Source organism: Pseudomonas sp. LABIM340, assembly GCF_040017195.2.
GTDB lineage: Bacteria > Pseudomonadota > Gammaproteobacteria > Pseudomonadales > Pseudomonadaceae > Pseudomonas.
This window is the reverse complement of the sequence record NZ_CM200227.1, coordinates 2,133,309-2,150,351: the sequence shown is the minus strand read 5'-3', so window position 1 is coordinate 2,150,351 and position 17,043 is coordinate 2,133,309. Positions and strand designations below refer to the sequence as shown.

General features: G+C 62.4%; 18 protein-coding genes. All 18 read right to left on the bottom strand.

What is annotated here, in order from left to right:
• Nucleotides 1-32: 32 nt before the first annotated feature.
• Nucleotides 33-332 (bottom strand): hypothetical protein, encoded by a 300-nt coding sequence (locus ABKS89_RS10210; protein ID WP_348590242.1) that lies wholly within the window; start codon nt 330-332, stop codon nt 33-35.
• 11 nt (nt 333-343) lie between these two features.
• A complete protein-coding gene (locus ABKS89_RS10205; RefSeq protein WP_348590240.1) occupies nt 344-739 on the bottom strand; it encodes a hypothetical protein in 396 nt (131 codons plus the stop codon).
• Nucleotides 739-4,011, bottom strand: a complete 3,273-nt coding sequence (locus ABKS89_RS10200) for a tape measure protein (RefSeq protein WP_348590238.1) — start codon at nt 4,009-4,011, stop codon at nt 739-741. Before ABKS89_RS10200 ends, ABKS89_RS10205 begins: the two co-directional genes overlap by 1 nt.
• Before the next feature lie 75 nt (nt 4,012-4,086).
• Nucleotides 4,087-4,833: a phage tail tube protein gene (locus ABKS89_RS10195; RefSeq protein WP_348590236.1), complete on the bottom strand. Its 747-nt coding sequence runs from the start codon at nt 4,831-4,833 to the stop codon at nt 4,087-4,089.
• A gap of 29 nt (nt 4,834-4,862) precedes the next feature.
• Complete coding sequence (locus ABKS89_RS10190; protein WP_348590235.1) at nt 4,863-5,084, bottom strand: hypothetical protein; 222 nt, start codon at nt 5,082-5,084, stop codon at nt 4,863-4,865.
• A 49-nt stretch (nt 5,085-5,133) separates the two neighbouring features.
• Nucleotides 5,134-5,571 carry a hypothetical protein gene (locus ABKS89_RS10185; protein WP_348590233.1) on the bottom strand — a complete coding sequence of 146 codons (438 nt, stop codon included), beginning with the start codon at nt 5,569-5,571 and terminating at the stop codon, nt 5,134-5,136.
• Entirely contained in the window at nt 5,568-5,882 is a 315-nt protein-coding gene (locus ABKS89_RS10180) for a hypothetical protein (protein WP_518301007.1), read from the bottom strand. The genes ABKS89_RS10185 and ABKS89_RS10180 overlap by 4 nt, the downstream gene beginning before the upstream one ends.
• Entirely contained in the window at nt 5,882-6,877 is a 996-nt protein-coding gene (locus ABKS89_RS10175; RefSeq protein WP_348590229.1) for a major capsid protein, read from the bottom strand. Before ABKS89_RS10175 ends, ABKS89_RS10180 begins: the two co-directional genes overlap by 1 nt.
• Nucleotides 6,878-6,946: 69 nt before the next feature.
• Nucleotides 6,947-7,306, bottom strand: a complete 360-nt coding sequence (locus ABKS89_RS10170; RefSeq protein ID WP_348590227.1) for a head decoration protein — start codon at nt 7,304-7,306, stop codon at nt 6,947-6,949.
• 10 nt (nt 7,307-7,316) lie between these two features.
• Nucleotides 7,317-8,507 carry a head maturation protease, ClpP-related gene (locus ABKS89_RS10165; RefSeq protein WP_348590226.1) on the bottom strand — a complete coding sequence of 397 codons (1,191 nt, stop codon included), beginning with the start codon at nt 8,505-8,507 and terminating at the stop codon, nt 7,317-7,319.
• Complete coding sequence (locus ABKS89_RS10160) at nt 8,504-9,982, bottom strand: phage portal protein (RefSeq protein ID WP_348590225.1); 1,479 nt, start codon at nt 9,980-9,982, stop codon at nt 8,504-8,506. Before ABKS89_RS10160 ends, ABKS89_RS10165 begins: the two co-directional genes overlap by 4 nt.
• On the bottom strand, nt 9,982-10,206 hold the full coding sequence (gene gpW, locus ABKS89_RS10155) for a gpW family head-tail joining protein (RefSeq protein WP_233300404.1): 225 nt from the start codon (nt 10,204-10,206) through the stop codon (nt 9,982-9,984). Before gpW ends, ABKS89_RS10160 begins: the two co-directional genes overlap by 1 nt.
• A gap of 15 nt (nt 10,207-10,221) precedes the next feature.
• Nucleotides 10,222-12,150 carry a phage terminase large subunit family protein gene (locus ABKS89_RS10150; RefSeq protein WP_348590224.1) on the bottom strand — a complete coding sequence of 643 codons (1,929 nt, stop codon included), beginning with the start codon at nt 12,148-12,150 and terminating at the stop codon, nt 10,222-10,224.
• A complete protein-coding gene (locus ABKS89_RS10145) occupies nt 12,122-12,667 on the bottom strand; it encodes a terminase small subunit (protein ID WP_065086006.1) in 546 nt (181 codons plus the stop codon). Before ABKS89_RS10145 ends, ABKS89_RS10150 begins: the two co-directional genes overlap by 29 nt.
• A gap of 193 nt (nt 12,668-12,860) precedes the next feature.
• On the bottom strand, nt 12,861-13,613 hold the full coding sequence (locus tag ABKS89_RS10140; RefSeq protein ID WP_348590222.1) for a hypothetical protein: 753 nt from the start codon (nt 13,611-13,613) through the stop codon (nt 12,861-12,863).
• A 1-nt stretch (nt 13,614) separates the two neighbouring features.
• Nucleotides 13,615-13,986: a hypothetical protein gene (locus ABKS89_RS10135; protein WP_348590221.1), complete on the bottom strand. Its 372-nt coding sequence runs from the start codon at nt 13,984-13,986 to the stop codon at nt 13,615-13,617.
• Nucleotides 13,987-14,654: 668 nt separating this feature from the next.
• A complete protein-coding gene (locus ABKS89_RS10130; RefSeq protein ID WP_348590219.1) occupies nt 14,655-16,379 on the bottom strand; it encodes a DUF262 domain-containing protein in 1,725 nt (574 codons plus the stop codon).
• Between the two features lie 190 nt (nt 16,380-16,569).
• A complete protein-coding gene (locus ABKS89_RS10125; RefSeq protein WP_348590217.1) occupies nt 16,570-16,959 on the bottom strand; it encodes an antiterminator Q family protein in 390 nt (129 codons plus the stop codon).
• Nucleotides 16,960-17,043: the final 84 nt, after the last annotated feature.

Genomic DNA, 17,043 nt, shown 5'->3' with positions numbered 1-17,043 from the left:
CGGGGCGGGGTCTGTAGAGAGAGGGTGTCGGGTTACGCGCTGGGGAAATCCCAGTAGATCAGCTGCGGTCGCCCCATGCCGGCCTGCGCCTGAGCCAGGCGCGAGTCGGGCCGGCAGCTGGGCGACTCGGCTTGGCAACGGGCCAAGGCCTCGCGGAAGGTCTCCGGGGCGTCGAGGGTCACCTGCAGGTCTAGCTGGCTCTCAGGCATCGCCATCACGTCGTCGAGGGTGTAGTGGCCGGCGGACTCGTGCAGTTCCATCACCGCAATGGCGCCCTCCTCGGAGCGCGCCGCCACAACGCTACCCCCAACCCAATACGGGATCAGTTGCATGGTTTTCTCCATCAAGGGGCGGCCACCGGGGCCACCGTGATCAGGCTAATCTCGACGTCGTAGGTAGCGTCCGGCGAGGGGTTCACTTCGCGGAAGGTCTGCGTGGCCTTCAGCGGCGCGCCGTTGCTGCGGTTGAAGATCACCGAGAACTCGCGCCCATCGGGCAGCACCAGGTCCATCACCTTCAGCCGTTGATCGCGCAGCGCCTCCAGCAGCCGCACCACCGACAGAGGTGTCCAGACGCCGCCGTTGGCCTTGAGGGTGATCGGGCGCCCGTGCAGCTTGACGCCCTCCTGCACCAGCAGCGCCCCGGTCAGCGAGCGCTCCTGGTCCTGCGCCAGCGCGTCCCAGTCGAACTCGTCCGCCCATTCGAACTGGTCATCCAGTTCGATGCTGTCGAGCATCATCAGCTTGTCCTCATTGCAGCCAGGCCGAGCACGTCGAGCAGCTGGCTTCCGTCATCGGTTACGCCAACGTCCACGCTCCGCCCCTGTACCTCGATGCGGATCGTCTTCATTGGCGGGGAAGGTGCGACAACAGCTGGCTGAGCCTCGGGCGCTGCGGCTGGCGGCGCGGCGCTCTGCGCCTCTACCCGCGCCTTCTGCTCGGCCAGTTGCCGCTGGCTGTTGGTCTCGGCTTCGATCTGCTGCAGCGTGCCCAGCGCCGTCATCAGGTTCTGCACCGCGTTCAGATCGCCGCCCGCCTGGGCATCGGCAAGCTGCCGCTGCAGATCGCGCTGGCGGCTGGCGAACTTGCTGCGGTCCACCGCGTCCTGCTCGCCGCGCAGCCCCGCCAGCTCCTCCTGCAGGCTCGCCAAGGTGTCCCGCGAGCCCTCGGACAGTTGCTGCATCCGCTGCTTCGCCGATTCAATGGCGCTCTCCAACTGGCGCAGGTCCGAATTGCCCAATTGATTCATTCCGTTGCGCGCGGCTTTGGCCTGCTCCAAGAAGTCTCGAACGGTGATCGTGCCGCCCTCGTAGCCATCGAGCAGGCTAAGCAGACTCTGCTTTTGCTCCAGGTACGAGACCTGCAGTCGGTCGCTGTCTGCCTTCATCGACAGAGCCCAGCGCCCGAGACCTGAAACTCCCGGCATAGTCGATGCTGCATCGACTGCTGCCAGTTCCTGCCGCATCCGCGCCAGCGCCTCGGTCGTGCTTTCCAGCGAACTGGTGTCAATCTCCGGGCTCGCAGAAGAGATCCCCTTGAGCTGATCGAACAGCGCGAGCGTTTCCGCGCTGAGCTGCGCCAGCGGGGTGCGTGCACTGCTGATGACGCCGCCGAAGAAGTTGGCGAAGCCAGTCATGTCCTCTTCAGTGCTGCCGACCGCCTTGCGCGTGGCCTCCATCGATTCACCGATGGCCTGGCGCTGTTCTTCCAGGGTCTTGGTGGCCTTGCCGGTAGACTCGGCCAACTGGTCCATACCCTGCGCGCCGGTATCGCCAGCGGCCTTCAGCTCCTTCAGCTTGTCGCCCAGGCGCTGCTGCTCCCGGTTGAAGTCCTGCGCCTTAATCGTGCCATCGTTGTACAGCTTGTTCAGCGCGGTGCGGATGCTCTGGATGTCCGCCGTGGTACGGGCGTTGCTGATGGCGTCCTGAATCTGCTTCAGGTTTTCCAGGCCCGTACTGAGGTCCGACACTCCGAGGGCGGCCGAGCCGGCGGCGGTCTTCAGCTCCTTCAGTTTCGCGTTGAGGACCCCGGCGCCATTGGCGTACTCGTCCTGCAGCAAGGTCCCTTCGGAGTACGCCTTGCGCATTTCCTCCTGCAGCTTGGTCAACTGCACCACCGAAGTGGCCGAGCTGATCTGGTCCAGGGCGTTCTGCAGGCTGGTGACCGCCTGCACGGACGCCCCGGACGCATCCTGCGCACTGGCCTTGATGTCGCCGAAGTGCTCGGTGACGGCCTGGGCCTGCTGCTGGACTGCGCCCTCACCCTCGTCCGCGCTGGTCTTCCAGGCGGCGGCGATGTCCTTGGCGTCCTGTTGGATCTGGTTCTTGAAGCCCTCGCTCATGCCGGCGAGCATTTCGCTGACGCCCGCGACCGAGCGCCGGATCTCCTCGCCGCCCAGCGCCTCGGGAATCTTCGCGGCGATCGCTTCGATGGCAGAGACCATCAGCCCCATGTTGCTGGTGAACGCCAGGGCGATGCCGCTCAGGCCGGTGGTCAGGCCGTTGAACAGCGTGCGGAACGGCGCCACAAACAGCTTGACCTTGGTGGCCATGTCGTCGAGCGAGGTACTGAAGTCGCTCAACCAGGCCGAGGTCTTGTCGACCAGGGTGCCGAAGTCCACCTCGGCCATGCGCTTGACGAAGTTGCCGATCCACTCGGCGCCCTGGACAAAGGCATCGGACAGGCCGCGGGCCAGCTTGTCCAGGCGGCCGTCGGCGTCCATCTGAGCGATGGTCTGGCCCAGTTCCTTCAGCTTGTTCTTCGCGTAGTCCAGCGCGCCGCTGTTGGCGATGCGCCCGAGGAAGTCGGTCGCGGTGTCGGCCAGGTTGCTGACCAGCCCGGTCAGGGTGCCCATGGCCTTGGCCGCGGCGCCCTCGGAACTGCGGCCCATCTCATCCATCAGGGCCTGGATCACGTCCCGGCCCAGCTTGCCCTTGGTGGCCAGGTCCTGCAGCTGGCTGGTGGTCTTGCCGGTTACCTTGCCCAGCATGTCCCATACCGGCACGCCGCGTTCGATCAGCTGCAGAATCTCTTCGGTCTGCAGCTTCTCCTTCGCCCATGCCTGGCCGAGGGCGGTGGAGATACCTTCCAGGCGTTCCAGGCCGCCGCCGAGTTTCTCGGACTGGTCCTCGATGGCCTTCAGCGATCCGTTCATCGGGTCGACGCCGTAGGCCTTCAGCAAGGCGAAGGCATCGGTGACGTCGGACAGCTGGAGCGGCGTGTCCTTGGCGAAACGCTTGATCCACGCTGTTGCCTGCTCGCCGCCCTCGACCGACCCCATGAGCGAGGTCAGGCGGTTCTGCAGGTTCTCGAACATGTCCCCGGTGCTGAGCATCTCGACGATGCCGGTGCGCACCGCGTCAATGCCCCTGCCCACCAGGCCGAATGCCGCCTGGATGCCGAAGAAGGCCGCGGCATAGCCGGCAGCCTGTCTGACGCCCGAGGCCATCGCCTGGCGCAGCGCGGTCACGCGGGAGACGTGGTTGGCCGCCTCGCGCGCCGCACGGGCCTGGTCGCGCTCAAGTTCGCGCAGGGCCTTGGCGTTCTGGCTGATGCCGTCTTTGGCCTTGGCGACCTCGGCCGCCAGGCGCTTCTCTTCGTCGGCCAGCTTGCTGGTGTCGACGCCTGCCTCCCTGGCGGCACGCTGCTGGTCGGCGTGCTTGGTGTTCAGCGTGTCCAGCGTCCGGCGCAGATTCGCCGCATCGCGCTCAGCCGCCTTCAGAGAGGTCTCGAAGCCCTTGCTGTCCGGGTTCTTATCGAGCGCCTCGCGCAGCGCCTGGACGGTGCTCTCCGCTCGCTCGATCGAGGTCTTGGTCTGGGCGATCGCGCGCTCGGTGTTGTTCAGCGCGACGACCATGCCGCGCGCATCTTTCGCCGAGTCCAATGCCTGATTCAGCTCGCCAGTCTTGGCGCGCAGCGCCTCCATGGCTTCGGTGGCTTTCTTGGCGGGGTCGGACAGGTCGTCCTTGCCACGCAGCACGAACTGAATCAGGCGCTGGATCGGGTTTGCCATGAAAAACTCCGGGCAAAAAAAAGCCCGCCGGGTGGCGGGCTTTGTTCATGGGGTGGCCATCCGTGGCCGGGCGGCTTAGGCCGCGAGGTCCATCTGGCAGAATTTCGAGATGTCGTCCGCAACCACGGTCGGATCGGAGAGCAGCTCGATCGGGCCGGTCAGCTTCAGGTAGTCCTGGCCGAGCACGGCCAGCTCCTGGAGCATGCCGAACTTGGCGCGGCGGATGCGCAGCGCATACGGCTCGCCAGACTGGGCATCGTTGAGGCCGGCGATGTACAGCTCGTACTCACGTTCCGAGCCGTTGAGCATGTGCACAGCCGAGCTTTTGCGCGGGGTGTAGCTGACTTTGACGCCGGTGGCGTCGATGTCGCTATCGGTCAGCACCTGAATGCCGTGGGGCGTCAGCAGGTAGTCGGTGCCGGCAACCAACTCGGTCCCGGCGGCCGTCTCGACGGTGACGGTCTTGGACACGTCCGGCAGGTACTTGAACGGGATCAGCTCGCCCGCTTCGCCGGTGGAGGTGTGAGCCTCGTCGGTGAGTGCAGTGGTCGGGGTGACCTTGATCGTGCCGCGGCTTACTCGCGACACGTTGTCCGCCGTGATGTCGTACATGCCGATGGAGCCGGTGACGTCGGTCGGGCGGGTGCGCACGTTGCGGTTACCGCCGCCGCCCATGTAGTCGGGCAACGCCTTGCGGTCGGTGGCATAGCTGATGCTGAAGGCGTCGCAGTTGCCGAGCGGCAGCAGCGCGTCCTGGGAGCCGAAGAGTCGGGCGAACACCTGACCCTCGCCGATGAAAGAGCGGTCAATGGGCTTGAGCATTGGGATCTCCTGATGGGAGGCCGCGCGGCTTACTTGCCTGCGCTGGGTTCAGTGGTCGCTGCCGGGACCGGCGCAGCAGGTTTGGCAGCGGGCTTCTGCGCCTTTTCTTCAGGCTTGGGAGTGAAGCCGCGGGCCAGCGCGTGTTCGGCGACAGCCTGAGAGACCGCGACGGCCTTCTCCGACTTCGGGTAGTGGGTGACCTGCGACCCCTCGCGGTGGTTGAAGGCCTTGGTGATTACGATCTCGGGCATGCGCCCTCCGGAAATGAAGAGGCCGCCCGAAGGCGGCCTGGTGGTTGAGTTACAGAGGCTGGTTGTAGGTGAAGGTGATGGGCACGACGCGATAGCTCCACCGGCGTCCAGGCTCCGGCAGGCGAACCGACGAAGCGGGGAACTCGACCGAAATCAGCCCCGCCACTTCGATACCGGCCTTGCTGCCTTTCAGCGCGCGCTTGATGGCGAGGCGAGCCGCGCGCAATGCCTGCGGGGCGTCGCGCTTGCGGGACATGGCCACCAGGTTGATGGTCCACTGCTCCCTGCAGTTGCTCGGCGTGCGATCGAGCTCCACGGTGTCGCCTTCCTGCAGCACGATCATCTCGTCAGGCAGGTCGGCGTCTTCCGCGTCCAGCACGCGCGCCACCGAATCTTCCTCGACGGCAGCACCAAACTGCGGGACACCAGCCAACACGCCCACGACCTGGCCGATGATCTCGGCCTGCATATTTCGATCAAGGCTCATTCGGGCACCACGTAGAAGGTGATGAGGTGGCCGTCATCCAGGTGGATGCCGTCGATCGTCCAGCGATTGCCTTCGGCGTCAACGAAGCCGCCGCGCCGGTCGTAGGAGCCGAGCAGCGCCTTGCGGACCTCGATGGTCCTGAAGCGATCCACCGCCCCACTATCGACGCGCTCCACGCCGTCCTCGACGAGGCCGTGGAGCACATCGACCTGCACATGGCCGTTGCGGTCGACCAGGGCGAACTCACCATCCCCGAGAACCTCGAGGATGGTGTCGTCCATTTCGTCGACCAGGTCGCCGAAGCCGGCCACTACTTCACCAGCTTGATGACCGCGCGCGGGCGGGTGCAGATGTGCAGCGGGTTGGACTGCGCCTCGCCGGCAATGCCCTTGTTGAACGGCATAGCCTCCTGCTTGGCGTAGTACGGCAGGCCCAGGGTGTTGACGGTTTCCATGTAGTTGGCCGGAGCGAAGATGCTCAGGAACAGCTCCGGCACACCCAGCGGAATCAGGCGGGCTTCATCGTCCGGGATGAAGGAACGACCGCCGACCTTTCCGCGGTAGCGCTCCCAGACGATGCCCCCGAACTCGAACTCCTCGCGGGCGTCGCCGCGCAGTTGGGCGGCCTGCTGAGTGTTCAGGTAGGTCTCTTCGACCGACTTGTGGGTGATCAGGGCGTTCCAGAAGTTCTTACCGCAGAGCGCGCGGGAACCGCTGCTGGGGATGTTACCCAGCGCATCTTCTTGCGCATCGAGCGCCTCGCCGGCCTTCAGACGCACCTTGGTGGTGGCGGTGCCCAGTTCCATCTGGACGACCTGGGGGCTGATACCGAAGCGGTCGTACAGGTCGAGCAGTACGGTGCTGCCGTCGGCATCGAGGATGGTGCCGAGTACCGCACCCATGCGCTGGTGCTCATGGGTGGCATCGAGCGCGCGGCGCATCTTCTCCAGGCGGCGGTTCACCACGTCCTGCACCGCCTGCAGTTCGGTCTGCTCACCGAAGGCACGAATGCCCTGGATTTCGTCAGCCATGATGCTGAAGGTCTGGGGCAGGTGCACGTTGTTGAAGGGGATCAGCACGCGCTTGCTGCCTTGGACAACCAGGCCCGGGGCGCCGCGATCAGCGGCCGGCACCAGGTGCAAGGCGTCACCGTCTTTCTCGATCTGTTGGGTGATGGTGGTGCTGCCCTCTTCCTCGAAGAGGCCAAGCGCGGCCAGGCGGCCGGGCACTTCGGGGGTTTCGTTGATCGCGGCAGTCAGGGCACCGACGCCGAACGCTTCGTCTTCGAAAATATTGATCTCAGCCATTGGCATGCTCCAGAAATGGAAAACCCCGCCGAAGCGGGGTTTGAAGGGGTTGGGTGTGAGCGGCGCGGATCAGTACGGCGTGCCGGCGCGGACGATGATGTTGCGGGCCTTGAGGTCGGCGCGGGCGGCAGAGTCGAGGCCAGTCAGCGCTACGTCCACCACCTCGGCGAGGCGCGCGACGATGGTCGCCGCCTGCGGTTCGGTAGAGATCGGCTTCGGCGCGTAGAGAATGCCTGCAACGACCTCGGTGCCGTTGGTAGCGGCGTTGTCGTACGGCGCGTATTCGCCGGACGCGGTGACGATGCCCAGGAGCTGGCCGGCCGGCAGGTCGATAGCGGTTGCCGCGAGGGTGACCTGCTCGCGCGAGATGGCACCGGCGCCCTCCGACAGGAGGAACTCGCCAGCGTGGAAGCCTTCGGTTTTGTTCATCTGCTTCTCCTTACGAAGCCTTGGGTTTGGCGGTGCGAGCTTGCTTGCGGCTCGCGTAAACCTTCGCGGGCGAAGCAGCCTTCGGGGTGGTGGGTGCCGGCTGATCATCCAGCGGCGGGGTGTTGATGATTTCGCCGAAGCCGTTGCCGGCCAGCTTGTCGAACAGGCGGGCGCGCACGGCTTCCGGCTCGAGGCCGGCTTTCACGTAGTCCGCGGCAAGTTCGGGCAGGCGCGCGCTGACACACAGCTCACGGACCGCCTTGGCCCGTGCGATTGCTGCGTCGACGCTCGCCTCGTCTTTCAGGTCTCCAGACATGGACAGGACCTCCACGAGGTTGCTGATGCCAGCGTCCGCGCAGCCTTTGATGATGCGGCTGACCAGGGCGGCGGCGTTGGGTTGAGGAACAGGAGTGGCCGGTGGCTCATCGGCCGGCGGCACCACCTCAGCCGGTGGCTGCTCCGGCTCTTCCAGCGATGCCAGAAGAGCCAGCGGCGCCTTGTGGTAGCGGCGCAGTGCGCCGCCATCGCCGACCATTGCCTTGACCGTCACCCCTTCGATGACCTCATCGCACAGGCCCAGATTCTTGGCCTCGGTGGCGGTCAGCCAGGTTTCCTCGTTGATCAGCCGACGCAGCTCGGCATCGTCGACCTCGGGGGCCTTGCGCTTGTAAGAGGCGACGATCGCCTCTAGGGTCTGGTCGAGCATGTCGGCGACCTTGCGGAAATCGTCCGCATCGCCGCTCGCCCAGGTCCATGGGTTATGGATCATCAGCATGGCGTTGGACGCCATCACCAGGCGGTGTGCGCCGCAAGCCGCGACGCTGCCAGCACTGGCGGCCAGCGCATCCACTCGCGCGGTGCAGCGCTCACCCAGCCGGCTCAGCGCGTTGTGAATCGCCAGGCCCTCGAACAGGTCGCCGCCGATAGTGTTGAAGGCGACCAGCACCGGCGACGTGCCATCGTCGACGGCCTTCAAGTCCTGGATGAACTGGTTCGCCGTGACGCCCCACGCGCCAATCTCGCCATAGATGTAGACCTCGATCGCCTGGCCACCTTCGGCCCCGCCTTCCTCGGCGCCTTCGGCGGCGGCCTTGATCTGGTACCAGGTGCCATCCTGGGGAGCCGGCGGGGCCGGGGTCTTGTTGACGATGACCAGGCCGAGCTGGCCGGCCAGCGCCTTCAGGCTGGAAAAGCTGATCATGGGGTTTCGCCCTCGTCGTCTTTGAGCGGCGCTTCGCCACCCGTGGTGTAGGAAAGCCCGAACTCCCGTGCTCGGGCCTGATCGGCTCTGTTCTCTTCGTCGATCGTTTCGGCGTCGTAGCCGTTACGCAGCACCACCTCGCTGCGCGACGTGACGCCACCGTTGATTTCCATGAGCTTGCCCTGGATGTCCTGCACCGGATGGATGTAGGCCCAGCCCTGCGGAACCCAGCGCGTGCGCAAGTACTCGCGGCGTCTGCGCGCGAAGTCAGGCAAGGCGATCGCGCCGGAGAGGTACGCCATGTCCAACCAGGCCGCGCGAATCGGCCGGCAGAATTGGTGGACGTAGACGCTGAACTGGAGCTGCTCCAAGCGGCGCCGGAACTCGTTGAGCACCACGCGGATGACACGGTCGTTGACCTGTCGAAGGTCGCCCGTCATCAGCTCGTAGGGAACGCTGGCCCCGACTGCGGACGCCTGCAGTTGCTGCCGCATGAAGTCCGGGTAGTTGTTGCCCGCCTCCGGTGGCTTCGAGAACTCCACCTTCTCCCCCGGCAGCAGCTCCTGCATGGTCCCAGGCTCCAGCCCCACCATCGGGGTAAAGCCGTCCGAGTCCAGCTGGGCGGGCCCGCCGTTGATGGGGTCGAGCTGCGGCATGTCCGACGGTGACGGGCGAGTGATGAAGCCGGCGAAGAGGTTCGAGACCTCCTGCCGGAACAGCACGGCGTCGTCGAAGTTATCCAGCGAGCGCAGCCGCAGCAGAACGCGCGACAACCGCGGCACGCCACGGAGCTGTCCCGCCTCTCGCAGTTCGTAGATGTGCAGCACCTCGCTTGCCGGCACGCGCACCAACTGGTTGTAGCCGGCAGCAGTCACCGTGCTGTCGCCCGGGTGCCGGCGGTACATCCAGTACGCGACCCGCTTGCCCAGTGCGTTGAACTCGATCCCCGCGCGGATCAGGTTGCCGTTGCGGGTCGTCTCGTTCTTCTCGACTGGCACGAACTCGGCCGGCAGCAGCTGCACCTGCAGCGGCACAGCCAGTCCATCCTCGAGGCGGCGCGGGCGAAGGCGTACGAAGCACTCGCCGCTTTCCTCGACCATCCGTGCCGCAAGGGCCTGCTGGCCGTAGAAATCAGTTCGTTCGTCGGCATCGGACTCGTCCGTCCAATCTGCCCACAGATCGAGCAGCAGGCGGCGCAGCTCCTTGTCCCTGGTCGTGGGCATCGGCGTGATACCGGTGCCGATCAGGTTGCTGACGCGCGCGTCAATGGCACCGCCGGCATACGGGTCATTGCTGACCGCAGCCCTGGAGCGTTTGCGCAGCATGGGCAGCGCCGGCAGAGAAAGGGTGTTGATGGAGCCCGGCGGCGCGTCCCAGTTCTTCGCTCGGCGGCCGGTACCGGCGCCGTCGTAGCTGTTCTTGATGCGTCCAGGAAGGCGGGAGCCCGCCAGGGCGCGACGAGGAAACTCTTTCATCACACCCCCTTCCCGCCCGAGTACAGCCGGAACGCCCGCGACCGGCGAACATTGCGCGCGGTCTCCATATCGACATCGGCGACGTACTGGCTCTCCAGCATCCGCAGGCTGGAGAGCTGGGCGCGCTCCAGCTTGCGGCCGTCCTTGGTAATGGCCTGTCCCTTGGTGAGAATGTCATGGATGGCCGCGCGCACATCCGCCAGCCGTTGCTGCGCCTCGGTCATATCCGCCTCGCGTGGTTATCGACGTTGTTTCAGGTAGCCGCTGCCGGAGCTGCGGCGCTTGGTGGCCGGGGATGAAGGTGCAGAGGAGGTGGTGGGCGGCGCATCGAGGACCAGGCCGAAGCGCTGCTGGGCAACGCGCAGCATCGCCAGGGCGCCGACGACGCAGTCCAGTGCCTCGTTGCGGCGCCCCTTCGCATCCCAGCGATACACCCGCTGGCCCTTCTCGATCTTCATCACCTTGGTTTCGGCGGTTAGCTGCTTCAGCTCGTTCTCGTCGCAGATCGCGTCGTTGGCCGGCAGGTGCATCACGCCCGGGAGAACCTTGCCCGGCTCGGGCTGCAGCTTCAGGCGGCTGTAGATCAGCTCCTTGGCGTTGTCCGTACCGATCATGGTCAGGTAGACGCCGGCCTTGCTTTTGTTGTCGGGGAACATCGCAATGGGCTTGCCATAGACGTTGTGCCCCTTAGTCGGGATGACCCAGAACAGGCCGTGCTTCTTGCTCTCCTCGTAGACCTCGTCGGTGTAGTGACCGCCGGAGTCCCAGCCCCAGAGCGCGACGCGCATGCTCACGCCGTCCTCGCGCTGGTACTGCTGGTGAAGTTTGAGCCCGACCTTCCGCCGCAGCTCGGCGCTGCCCGGGTCACCCTGCAGAATCCAGCGGTCTACCAGCCAGCCCTCCTCACCGGCGGCCCACGCCCAGATGCGCGCCTCGTAGCGGTCGTCCTGGGTATCGATGAAGCCGGTCAACGCGGCTACCCGCGCGGGCATGTGCTGCCAGATTTCGCGCCGGCCGTAGAGGTTCTCCCACTCCAGCTTCTCGCCCTGGTCGCCCTCCCAGGTCTCGCCCAAGGTGGTGTTGACGAAGGTGATCAGCTTCTCGCGGTCGCCCTTCACGTTCAGCCAGTCGCCGACCATGTCGAGCCAGGTGGTGAAGACGCTGTACGCGGTCCAGATGTGGAAGGTGACCGAGCGAGGCGTGCGCGCTGGCTCGCCATCGGTCTTGAACCAGTCCATGGAGTCGCGCGTCCAGAGTCCGGTCCGCTCGCAGACCCAGCGCCCGTCATTGGCCGCCTCTACCGCCTCGTGGTACTCGATCACGCAGGCGTTGTGCTCGCAGGTGTACCAGGCCTTCTCGGCTTCCCCGAGCGTGTTGGTCTCGTACTTGATGCCGAACGCGCAATCCTTGCCGCCCCACTTCAGGAACTGCTCGCCACCGCAATGCGGGCAGTTGATGTGGAAGCGCATGAAGTGCGGCGACTCTTCGCCGGCCTTGGTGACCTGGCACTCGCCCGCCGTCCCCGGAGTGGAACCACGGATCGACTTCTTGAAGGTGGCCCCTTCCAGGCGTTTGTCACCGAGGAAGGTTGGCGAACCCTCGCCCTCCACGTCGGCGTCGAACTTCGACAGCTCGTCGTAGATGACCTCGTCGGGCGACTTCTCGCGGTAGTTGCGCGCTGCTTTGCCGCCCAAACACCAGAGCATCTTCTGGTGGCTGAACTTCTTTGCGGCGAGGGTGTTGTCTCGGTGCTTCTTCCCGTACCAGGGGGCCAGGGCGAGAAGGACCGGCACGTCGCGGATGAACGACTCGACGTGCCGCTTCATCAGCTCTTCGGCGTCAGGGTCCGTCGGGCAGTAGCTCAGCACGTTGCGCTTCTTGTGCTGCAGCTTGTAGCCGATGTTCGCCATCAGCATCTTGGTGTAACCGACCCGCGCCGACTTGATCAGGTTGACCACGCGGATCAGGTCGTTGCCCATCGCGTTCAGGATTCCGACCTGGAACGCAGCGGTCTCCCACCTCCCCTCCTGGTAGGAGGACTCGGACGACAAGTAGAAATGCTTATCCGCCCACTCCACCGCAGTCAGCGGCGGTTCACGGAACAGGGATTCGAGGCCGAGCCGGATCTGCTTCTGCAGGTCATTCAGCCAAGGACTCGACATATTCATCCAGCATCCCCGGTAGTAGGTCGCCCAGCTCAGAAGCGCGGTTGCGCGCCAGGGCGATCTCTCGCTGCAGCGCCTCGACGTGTCGCACGTCGAGGTCCGGGTGCTTGCGGCGCAATTTCAATGGCACCGTGTCGAGAATTGAACCGATCTGGGCAGCGATCTTGCCCAAGGCGAAGACCGCAAATTCGGTAGGCACCAGGTGCTTGTCGGCGACCAGGTTCTTCTTCTCCTGGGCGTCGGCCTGGGCCGAGGTGAGGCGCAGACGCTCTTGCGTCAGCTTGTGTTCGGCCAGCGGGTCGATCCCTTCCGGAACGTCACCGTCTGGTTGGTGTTTCCGCTCCGCAAAGTCGAGGCGGTTTTCCAGCACCGACCGGACGTCATAGAAGGCCTCGCGACCAATCCTGGCGACCGGCTCTACGCCCCATTTATCAAAGGCTTGCGTGCTAATGCCGAGGCTCGCCGCCATCCGGCTTTTATTGAGCCAGTGAGGCTGCCGAGTGATGTCTGATTTGCTCATAACAACACAACAACCAACCTCTGAATTTGGGCCATATGTAGTGGAACGGCGGGGCTCGAATTACCCTCACGCCTTTCAGATGTGCCAGGGGCCCCCGGGGGTCAGGTTCGTGTGGCACGCCATTCCCCCGCAGATTGCCCGCTCGGAATGAAGCACGCCACTGACATGCATCAACCCCTGCCCAGCGGCAGGGTCAGCGGCCGCCCTTCGCCTGCATCGCCTTCGCCAGGGCCTGCTCGATGTTCGCTTCGAGCCTGCTGTCGTCCTCGGCTATGGCCCTGACCACATCATGAAACTTGAAGCGGACGCTGTACTGGGGCTGGCTGACGAAGGCCAGCACCATCACCATGGTGCCGTCGCGGCGCTCACCGATGCCGATCGGCACACTCCCCCGCTTCATCACGAAGTAGGCGCGCTGGTGGCCCTTGCGGATCGACCGAGCGCTGTCGGTGGCATTGCCTTTGAAGCCGGCCTTGTACTCCAGCGCACCCAGGCCGGACAGGATCTGGATCATCTGGCCGCGGCTCATGTTGCCGAACTTGTCCAGCTTGGCGCCGGCACCTGGCACGAGGAACTTCCCGGCGGGCAGGATGCCCTTGGAGCGCAGGTTACGTTCCGATGCCTTGTCGACTCGCGGGCCGCCGAATACCTGGGGCGCTACCCAGTCCTCGGGCGCGGCTCCCTTCGACGCGCCGTCCTTCTCGTCCTTCACCCACAGCGAGGCCTCCAGGTTGTTGGGCTTCGCGTGGAAGACGCGGACGGCGTTGCGAGTGAACGACGTAGGGTTATCGAACACCTCGTCGATCTCATCGACCAGGGCCCGGTTCGCCTGATTCGCCGTGTGGTTGAGCGCGTCGGCCAGCGCCTTGTTGGGCAGATCACCACCCAGCACCTGCAGCGAGGCGACAGCGTCGTCCAGGTCCTTGGCACTGATGCTGCCCCTCATGTCAGATGCCAGTGCCGTCGCGGAACTCGCGGGCCAGCTCCGGCAGGCCGACGCCCTTGCGGGCCTCGCTCCAGGCAAACCAGGCGCGGACAATCACCCAGGCCGGCAGGCCGCAGACGAAGATGACGCCACAGATAGCGATCATCCCCACGTCGTCCTGCACCCAACTGCCGAGGTCGAACCAGCGGACCACGAAGGCGCCGCCGCATACGCTCGAAACGACCGTGCAGGTCATTGCCACGACGAACTCCCTCACCGTCTTCGGCAGGGTCATAGCCATTACCAGGATGGCGGCGAGGATGGCAAAGAAGCCAAAGGCGCCGAGCTTGTAGAGCGCGATCCCGCCAACTGCAGTCGAGGCCGGCTCGGTCATGGTGTTTGTCCTCATAAGGGAGTCCCCAGGCTTCGCCAGCCCTGGCATAAGACAGATACTAAGATGCCACTATCGAGCAGCCTGGCGAACGAGTCCGCACCTGACTGGACAATTGGACAGGGAAATGAATAGGGAGGGCGGCATGAGCAGGACCGTTCCCACCAATGCAGACCTCTTCAACGGCTGGCATTAGCTCGGCGATGAAATCTGGACCTGCAAACTAGAGTCGACCAACACATGCGTGCAGGTCAGCCGGAATTAGCTGCAGCTCCTCGCCAACACATTGGCTTGCTTCAGCATGTCCAGCGCAACCTCTTGCGCAAGATTAACCAGCGTAGGAAGTAGAAAACCCGGCTCGGGAGCCGGGCTTCACAATGCGTCTCGCTGTGTTCACAACGGTTCACGCTGGCATGAAACCATAGAGCATTCCGGCAGGAAAGTGCTTTTGACGATGGCAGCTATTGGCAAATAGCGGTGATTCAGAGATCCCGATTTACTTACTCGAGTTTTAGCCGATGTGGCGCTATCAAAAACTCCAATTGCGGGATTGCATTGGCTGTCCATGCATCTCCCGCAACTTCGAAGTTAGGCCGTTTCCATCGCTTCACGTTGAGCAAGGCAGCTCGGTGAAACCGTCGGATTCATAGCGGAAATCTCAATCCCGCCTGTTAAACCGAGTCACTCCAACGGTCACAAGCCCAAGCTGCAATATCGGCGCTACGTTTCGATATAGCTTCGATATCCCAGCTCTTTAAGCTTGCAATAGTCTTCGGCGTCCGGTAAAGATTTTCATCCCTATATATAGCCTGAACATCCTCCCAAGTCCGATTACTTTTCTTCGAATTTAGAGGGGCACTTAGAGGCACTAAATTCCCCCACGTATTGACATAAATCTCATGCTCATTCTCATCCACATTCCAAGCGCCTGCGGTTTGAGGCATGACGTGGTCAATATTCATAGGTTGAGAGTGGGATATCGGATCCCCGTCAAAGCCGTTCTCATACTCAATAATGACATAGTTTTTAATTTTTCTTGAGTAGAGAGGTTTTTTGCATATAGCATCGGAAAACATGACATCATCAGGGAATACGACGGTTTTGTTTCCTGAAATCACCTCGAGGAGGACTTCGGGCTTGGTGTGCCCTCCCTTTTCGCCAATCTTGAAAAAAACATCTTTGAATAAGGCATGTAAGCCTGTGGGTTCGTAGCCGCAGATTGCTCTGCGCACTAAGAATGATTCGATCAACTCCAAGTAATCAGAAAAAACATCTTGCTTAATCTTTTCTGTGACAACGAGCTCAAACAAGTTAAAGATAAACGGCTGAATGGATGATGGCATCCCTATCTGTTTTAGGCAATTTATTGCACTTACAGCCCTGCTGGATAGCTCATGACGCCGCTTGACCTCATCAAATTGCGCATCACTGCCTACAAAGCAAAGATAAATATCCTGATGCCTTCTTATATCTTTTATTATCTCCTGAGCACCCATATCCTTCCACCTTTCCTTTAAAGTGGAAAGCATTTTTGACTTTGTTGTTGCGGGTGATCCTGAAAGTGCAAATGGAAAAAAATAATCTTCAAATGCAGCGCCCATAGCCTCCTCTAAGGGAAGCCAGCTAGACCGATAGACCATTTCTGTTTCTTCCGGGTCACTGCTGGTTTTCTGAAAGACAAGATTCCTAATTAAGTCCTTGCTTTCCAGCTTTATACCCTTTGCATTCAGGCTATCAAAAACCTGATGGGGATCTTGTTCTTCACCAAGATAAATACTTACAACCTGTAGCTTTTCGAGGAGAATAGTTAGATATTTCTCAAGCAGCTCGGAGCTAAACCGTCCGTCTTCCCCGACGCAGGCCTTTTCAATTAGCCTGAATATTTCAATATTAGCATCTTTGATGCGACCGCTTTTATCCCCATGATCGTGAAGAACCTTGACTGAATACTCATCAGGTACATCACGAAGAACATTATTAAGCTGCCTTAGATCAAGTAGAGTTGGATGTATTTTTGGCTCGCCACGCTGTTTGTTTTTTTGAATTAAAATATACTTCCCAAACAGGTCGCTTGCAACATCGTGAAGGCCATGTTTTTTGGCGACCAGTCCAAACTGGATTATGAAGAAATATATAGTCGACAATCGCTGCTGCCCATCGATAATCTGGATATCGTCAGCAGTGAACGCCCGCCCTGCACTTTTAATGTCAAATACAACTGCCCCGAGGAACCTACTGGATTCAACCCCCTCAGCAATTTGAGCAATGTCGTTCCATAGGTCAGTTATTTGCTGCTTGCCCCAAACGTACTGACGTTGAAATAAAGGTGATCGATAGCAAGCCTCTTTTCCAAAAATCTCTACCATCGTACTGGCGCCAGCCTCAATCCCTTTCATAGCATCCTCCCAAATTCTGTGTTGAATTGTTGGGTACGGATTGTAGCCTCAACTTGGTAGCTGCGGTCGCGGGACCTCTCGGCAATTCGGCTTGCCTTACCCTCGTATTTTCGCGCTGAATCAAATGACTGATCCACCGTGGAGCAGAAGCCCACACGTTGGAGTGAATGCAATCCGTTGGCAGCGGCCGTTATGCGGCCGCTTGCATGCTCAGAAGTGAGGCGTCGATCCAGGCTACCCCTGCCTTGATTAGCTGCCGAGCATCACGCTCCGACATCCCATGCTCCCGCCCGATACGATTCGCCGGCCACTTCGCCCCGAAGTAGAACCACACGAAGTCCCCCATCTGCGCGTCCCGACTGGTCAGTTTTGCCAGGGCTCGATCAACAAAGCCGGCCGCCTCGTCGGTGATGCGGTACTCCTTCACTTTACCCATGGGATTCGCCAAGCTCATCACGGCAGCCATCGGCGAGACGTAACCAGGCACTCCCATCCCATCCATGCGCCACCAGCCCCACTGCTCCAGCAGGTACTCGGTGTCGCCCAGCGCCTTGCCCACGTAAGTTCGCGTCCGCGCCATCTTCAATCCCCTCTGTAATGCGAGCCTCCCGGCCCCTTCTCGTTGTTCCACTCCGCATCCCGGGTTCTCCGGGTTATCGCTGCA

Bases quoted from the DNA above. Each gene is read 5' to 3' on its own strand.
- ABKS89_RS10210 (WP_348590242.1), bottom strand. From the start codon at position 332: ATGCAACTGATCCCGTATTGGGTTGGGGGTAGCGTTGTGGCGGCGCGC.
- ABKS89_RS10205 (WP_348590240.1), bottom strand. From the start codon at position 739: ATGATGCTCGACAGCATCGAACTGGATGACCAGTTCGAATGGGCGGAC.
- ABKS89_RS10200 (WP_348590238.1), bottom strand. From the start codon at position 4,011: ATGGCAAACCCGATCCAGCGCCTGATTCAGTTCGTGCTGCGTGGCAAG.
- ABKS89_RS10195 (WP_348590236.1), bottom strand. From the start codon at position 4,833: ATGCTCAAGCCCATTGACCGCTCTTTCATCGGCGAGGGTCAGGTGTTC.
- ABKS89_RS10190 (WP_348590235.1), bottom strand. From the start codon at position 5,084: ATGCCCGAGATCGTAATCACCAAGGCCTTCAACCACCGCGAGGGGTCG.
- ABKS89_RS10185 (WP_348590233.1), bottom strand. From the start codon at position 5,571: ATGAGCCTTGATCGAAATATGCAGGCCGAGATCATCGGCCAGGTCGTG.
- ABKS89_RS10175 (WP_348590229.1), bottom strand. From the start codon at position 6,877: ATGGCTGAGATCAATATTTTCGAAGACGAAGCGTTCGGCGTCGGTGCC.
- ABKS89_RS10170 (WP_348590227.1), bottom strand. From the start codon at position 7,306: ATGAACAAAACCGAAGGCTTCCACGCTGGCGAGTTCCTCCTGTCGGAG.
- ABKS89_RS10165 (WP_348590226.1), bottom strand. From the start codon at position 8,507: ATGATCAGCTTTTCCAGCCTGAAGGCGCTGGCCGGCCAGCTCGGCCTG.
- ABKS89_RS10160 (WP_348590225.1), bottom strand. From the start codon at position 9,982: ATGAAAGAGTTTCCTCGTCGCGCCCTGGCGGGCTCCCGCCTTCCTGGA.
- gpW (WP_233300404.1), bottom strand. From the start codon at position 10,206: ATGACCGAGGCGCAGCAACGGCTGGCGGATGTGCGCGCGGCCATCCAT.
- ABKS89_RS10150 (WP_348590224.1), bottom strand. From the start codon at position 12,150: ATGAATATGTCGAGTCCTTGGCTGAATGACCTGCAGAAGCAGATCCGG.
- ABKS89_RS10145 (WP_065086006.1), bottom strand. From the start codon at position 12,667: ATGAGCAAATCAGACATCACTCGGCAGCCTCACTGGCTCAATAAAAGC.
- ABKS89_RS10140 (WP_348590222.1), bottom strand. From the start codon at position 13,613: ATGAGGGGCAGCATCAGTGCCAAGGACCTGGACGACGCTGTCGCCTCG.
- ABKS89_RS10135 (WP_348590221.1), bottom strand. From the start codon at position 13,986: ATGACCGAGCCGGCCTCGACTGCAGTTGGCGGGATCGCGCTCTACAAG.
- ABKS89_RS10130 (WP_348590219.1), bottom strand. From the start codon at position 16,379: ATGAAAGGGATTGAGGCTGGCGCCAGTACGATGGTAGAGATTTTTGGA.
- ABKS89_RS10125 (WP_348590217.1), bottom strand. From the start codon at position 16,959: ATGGCGCGGACGCGAACTTACGTGGGCAAGGCGCTGGGCGACACCGAG.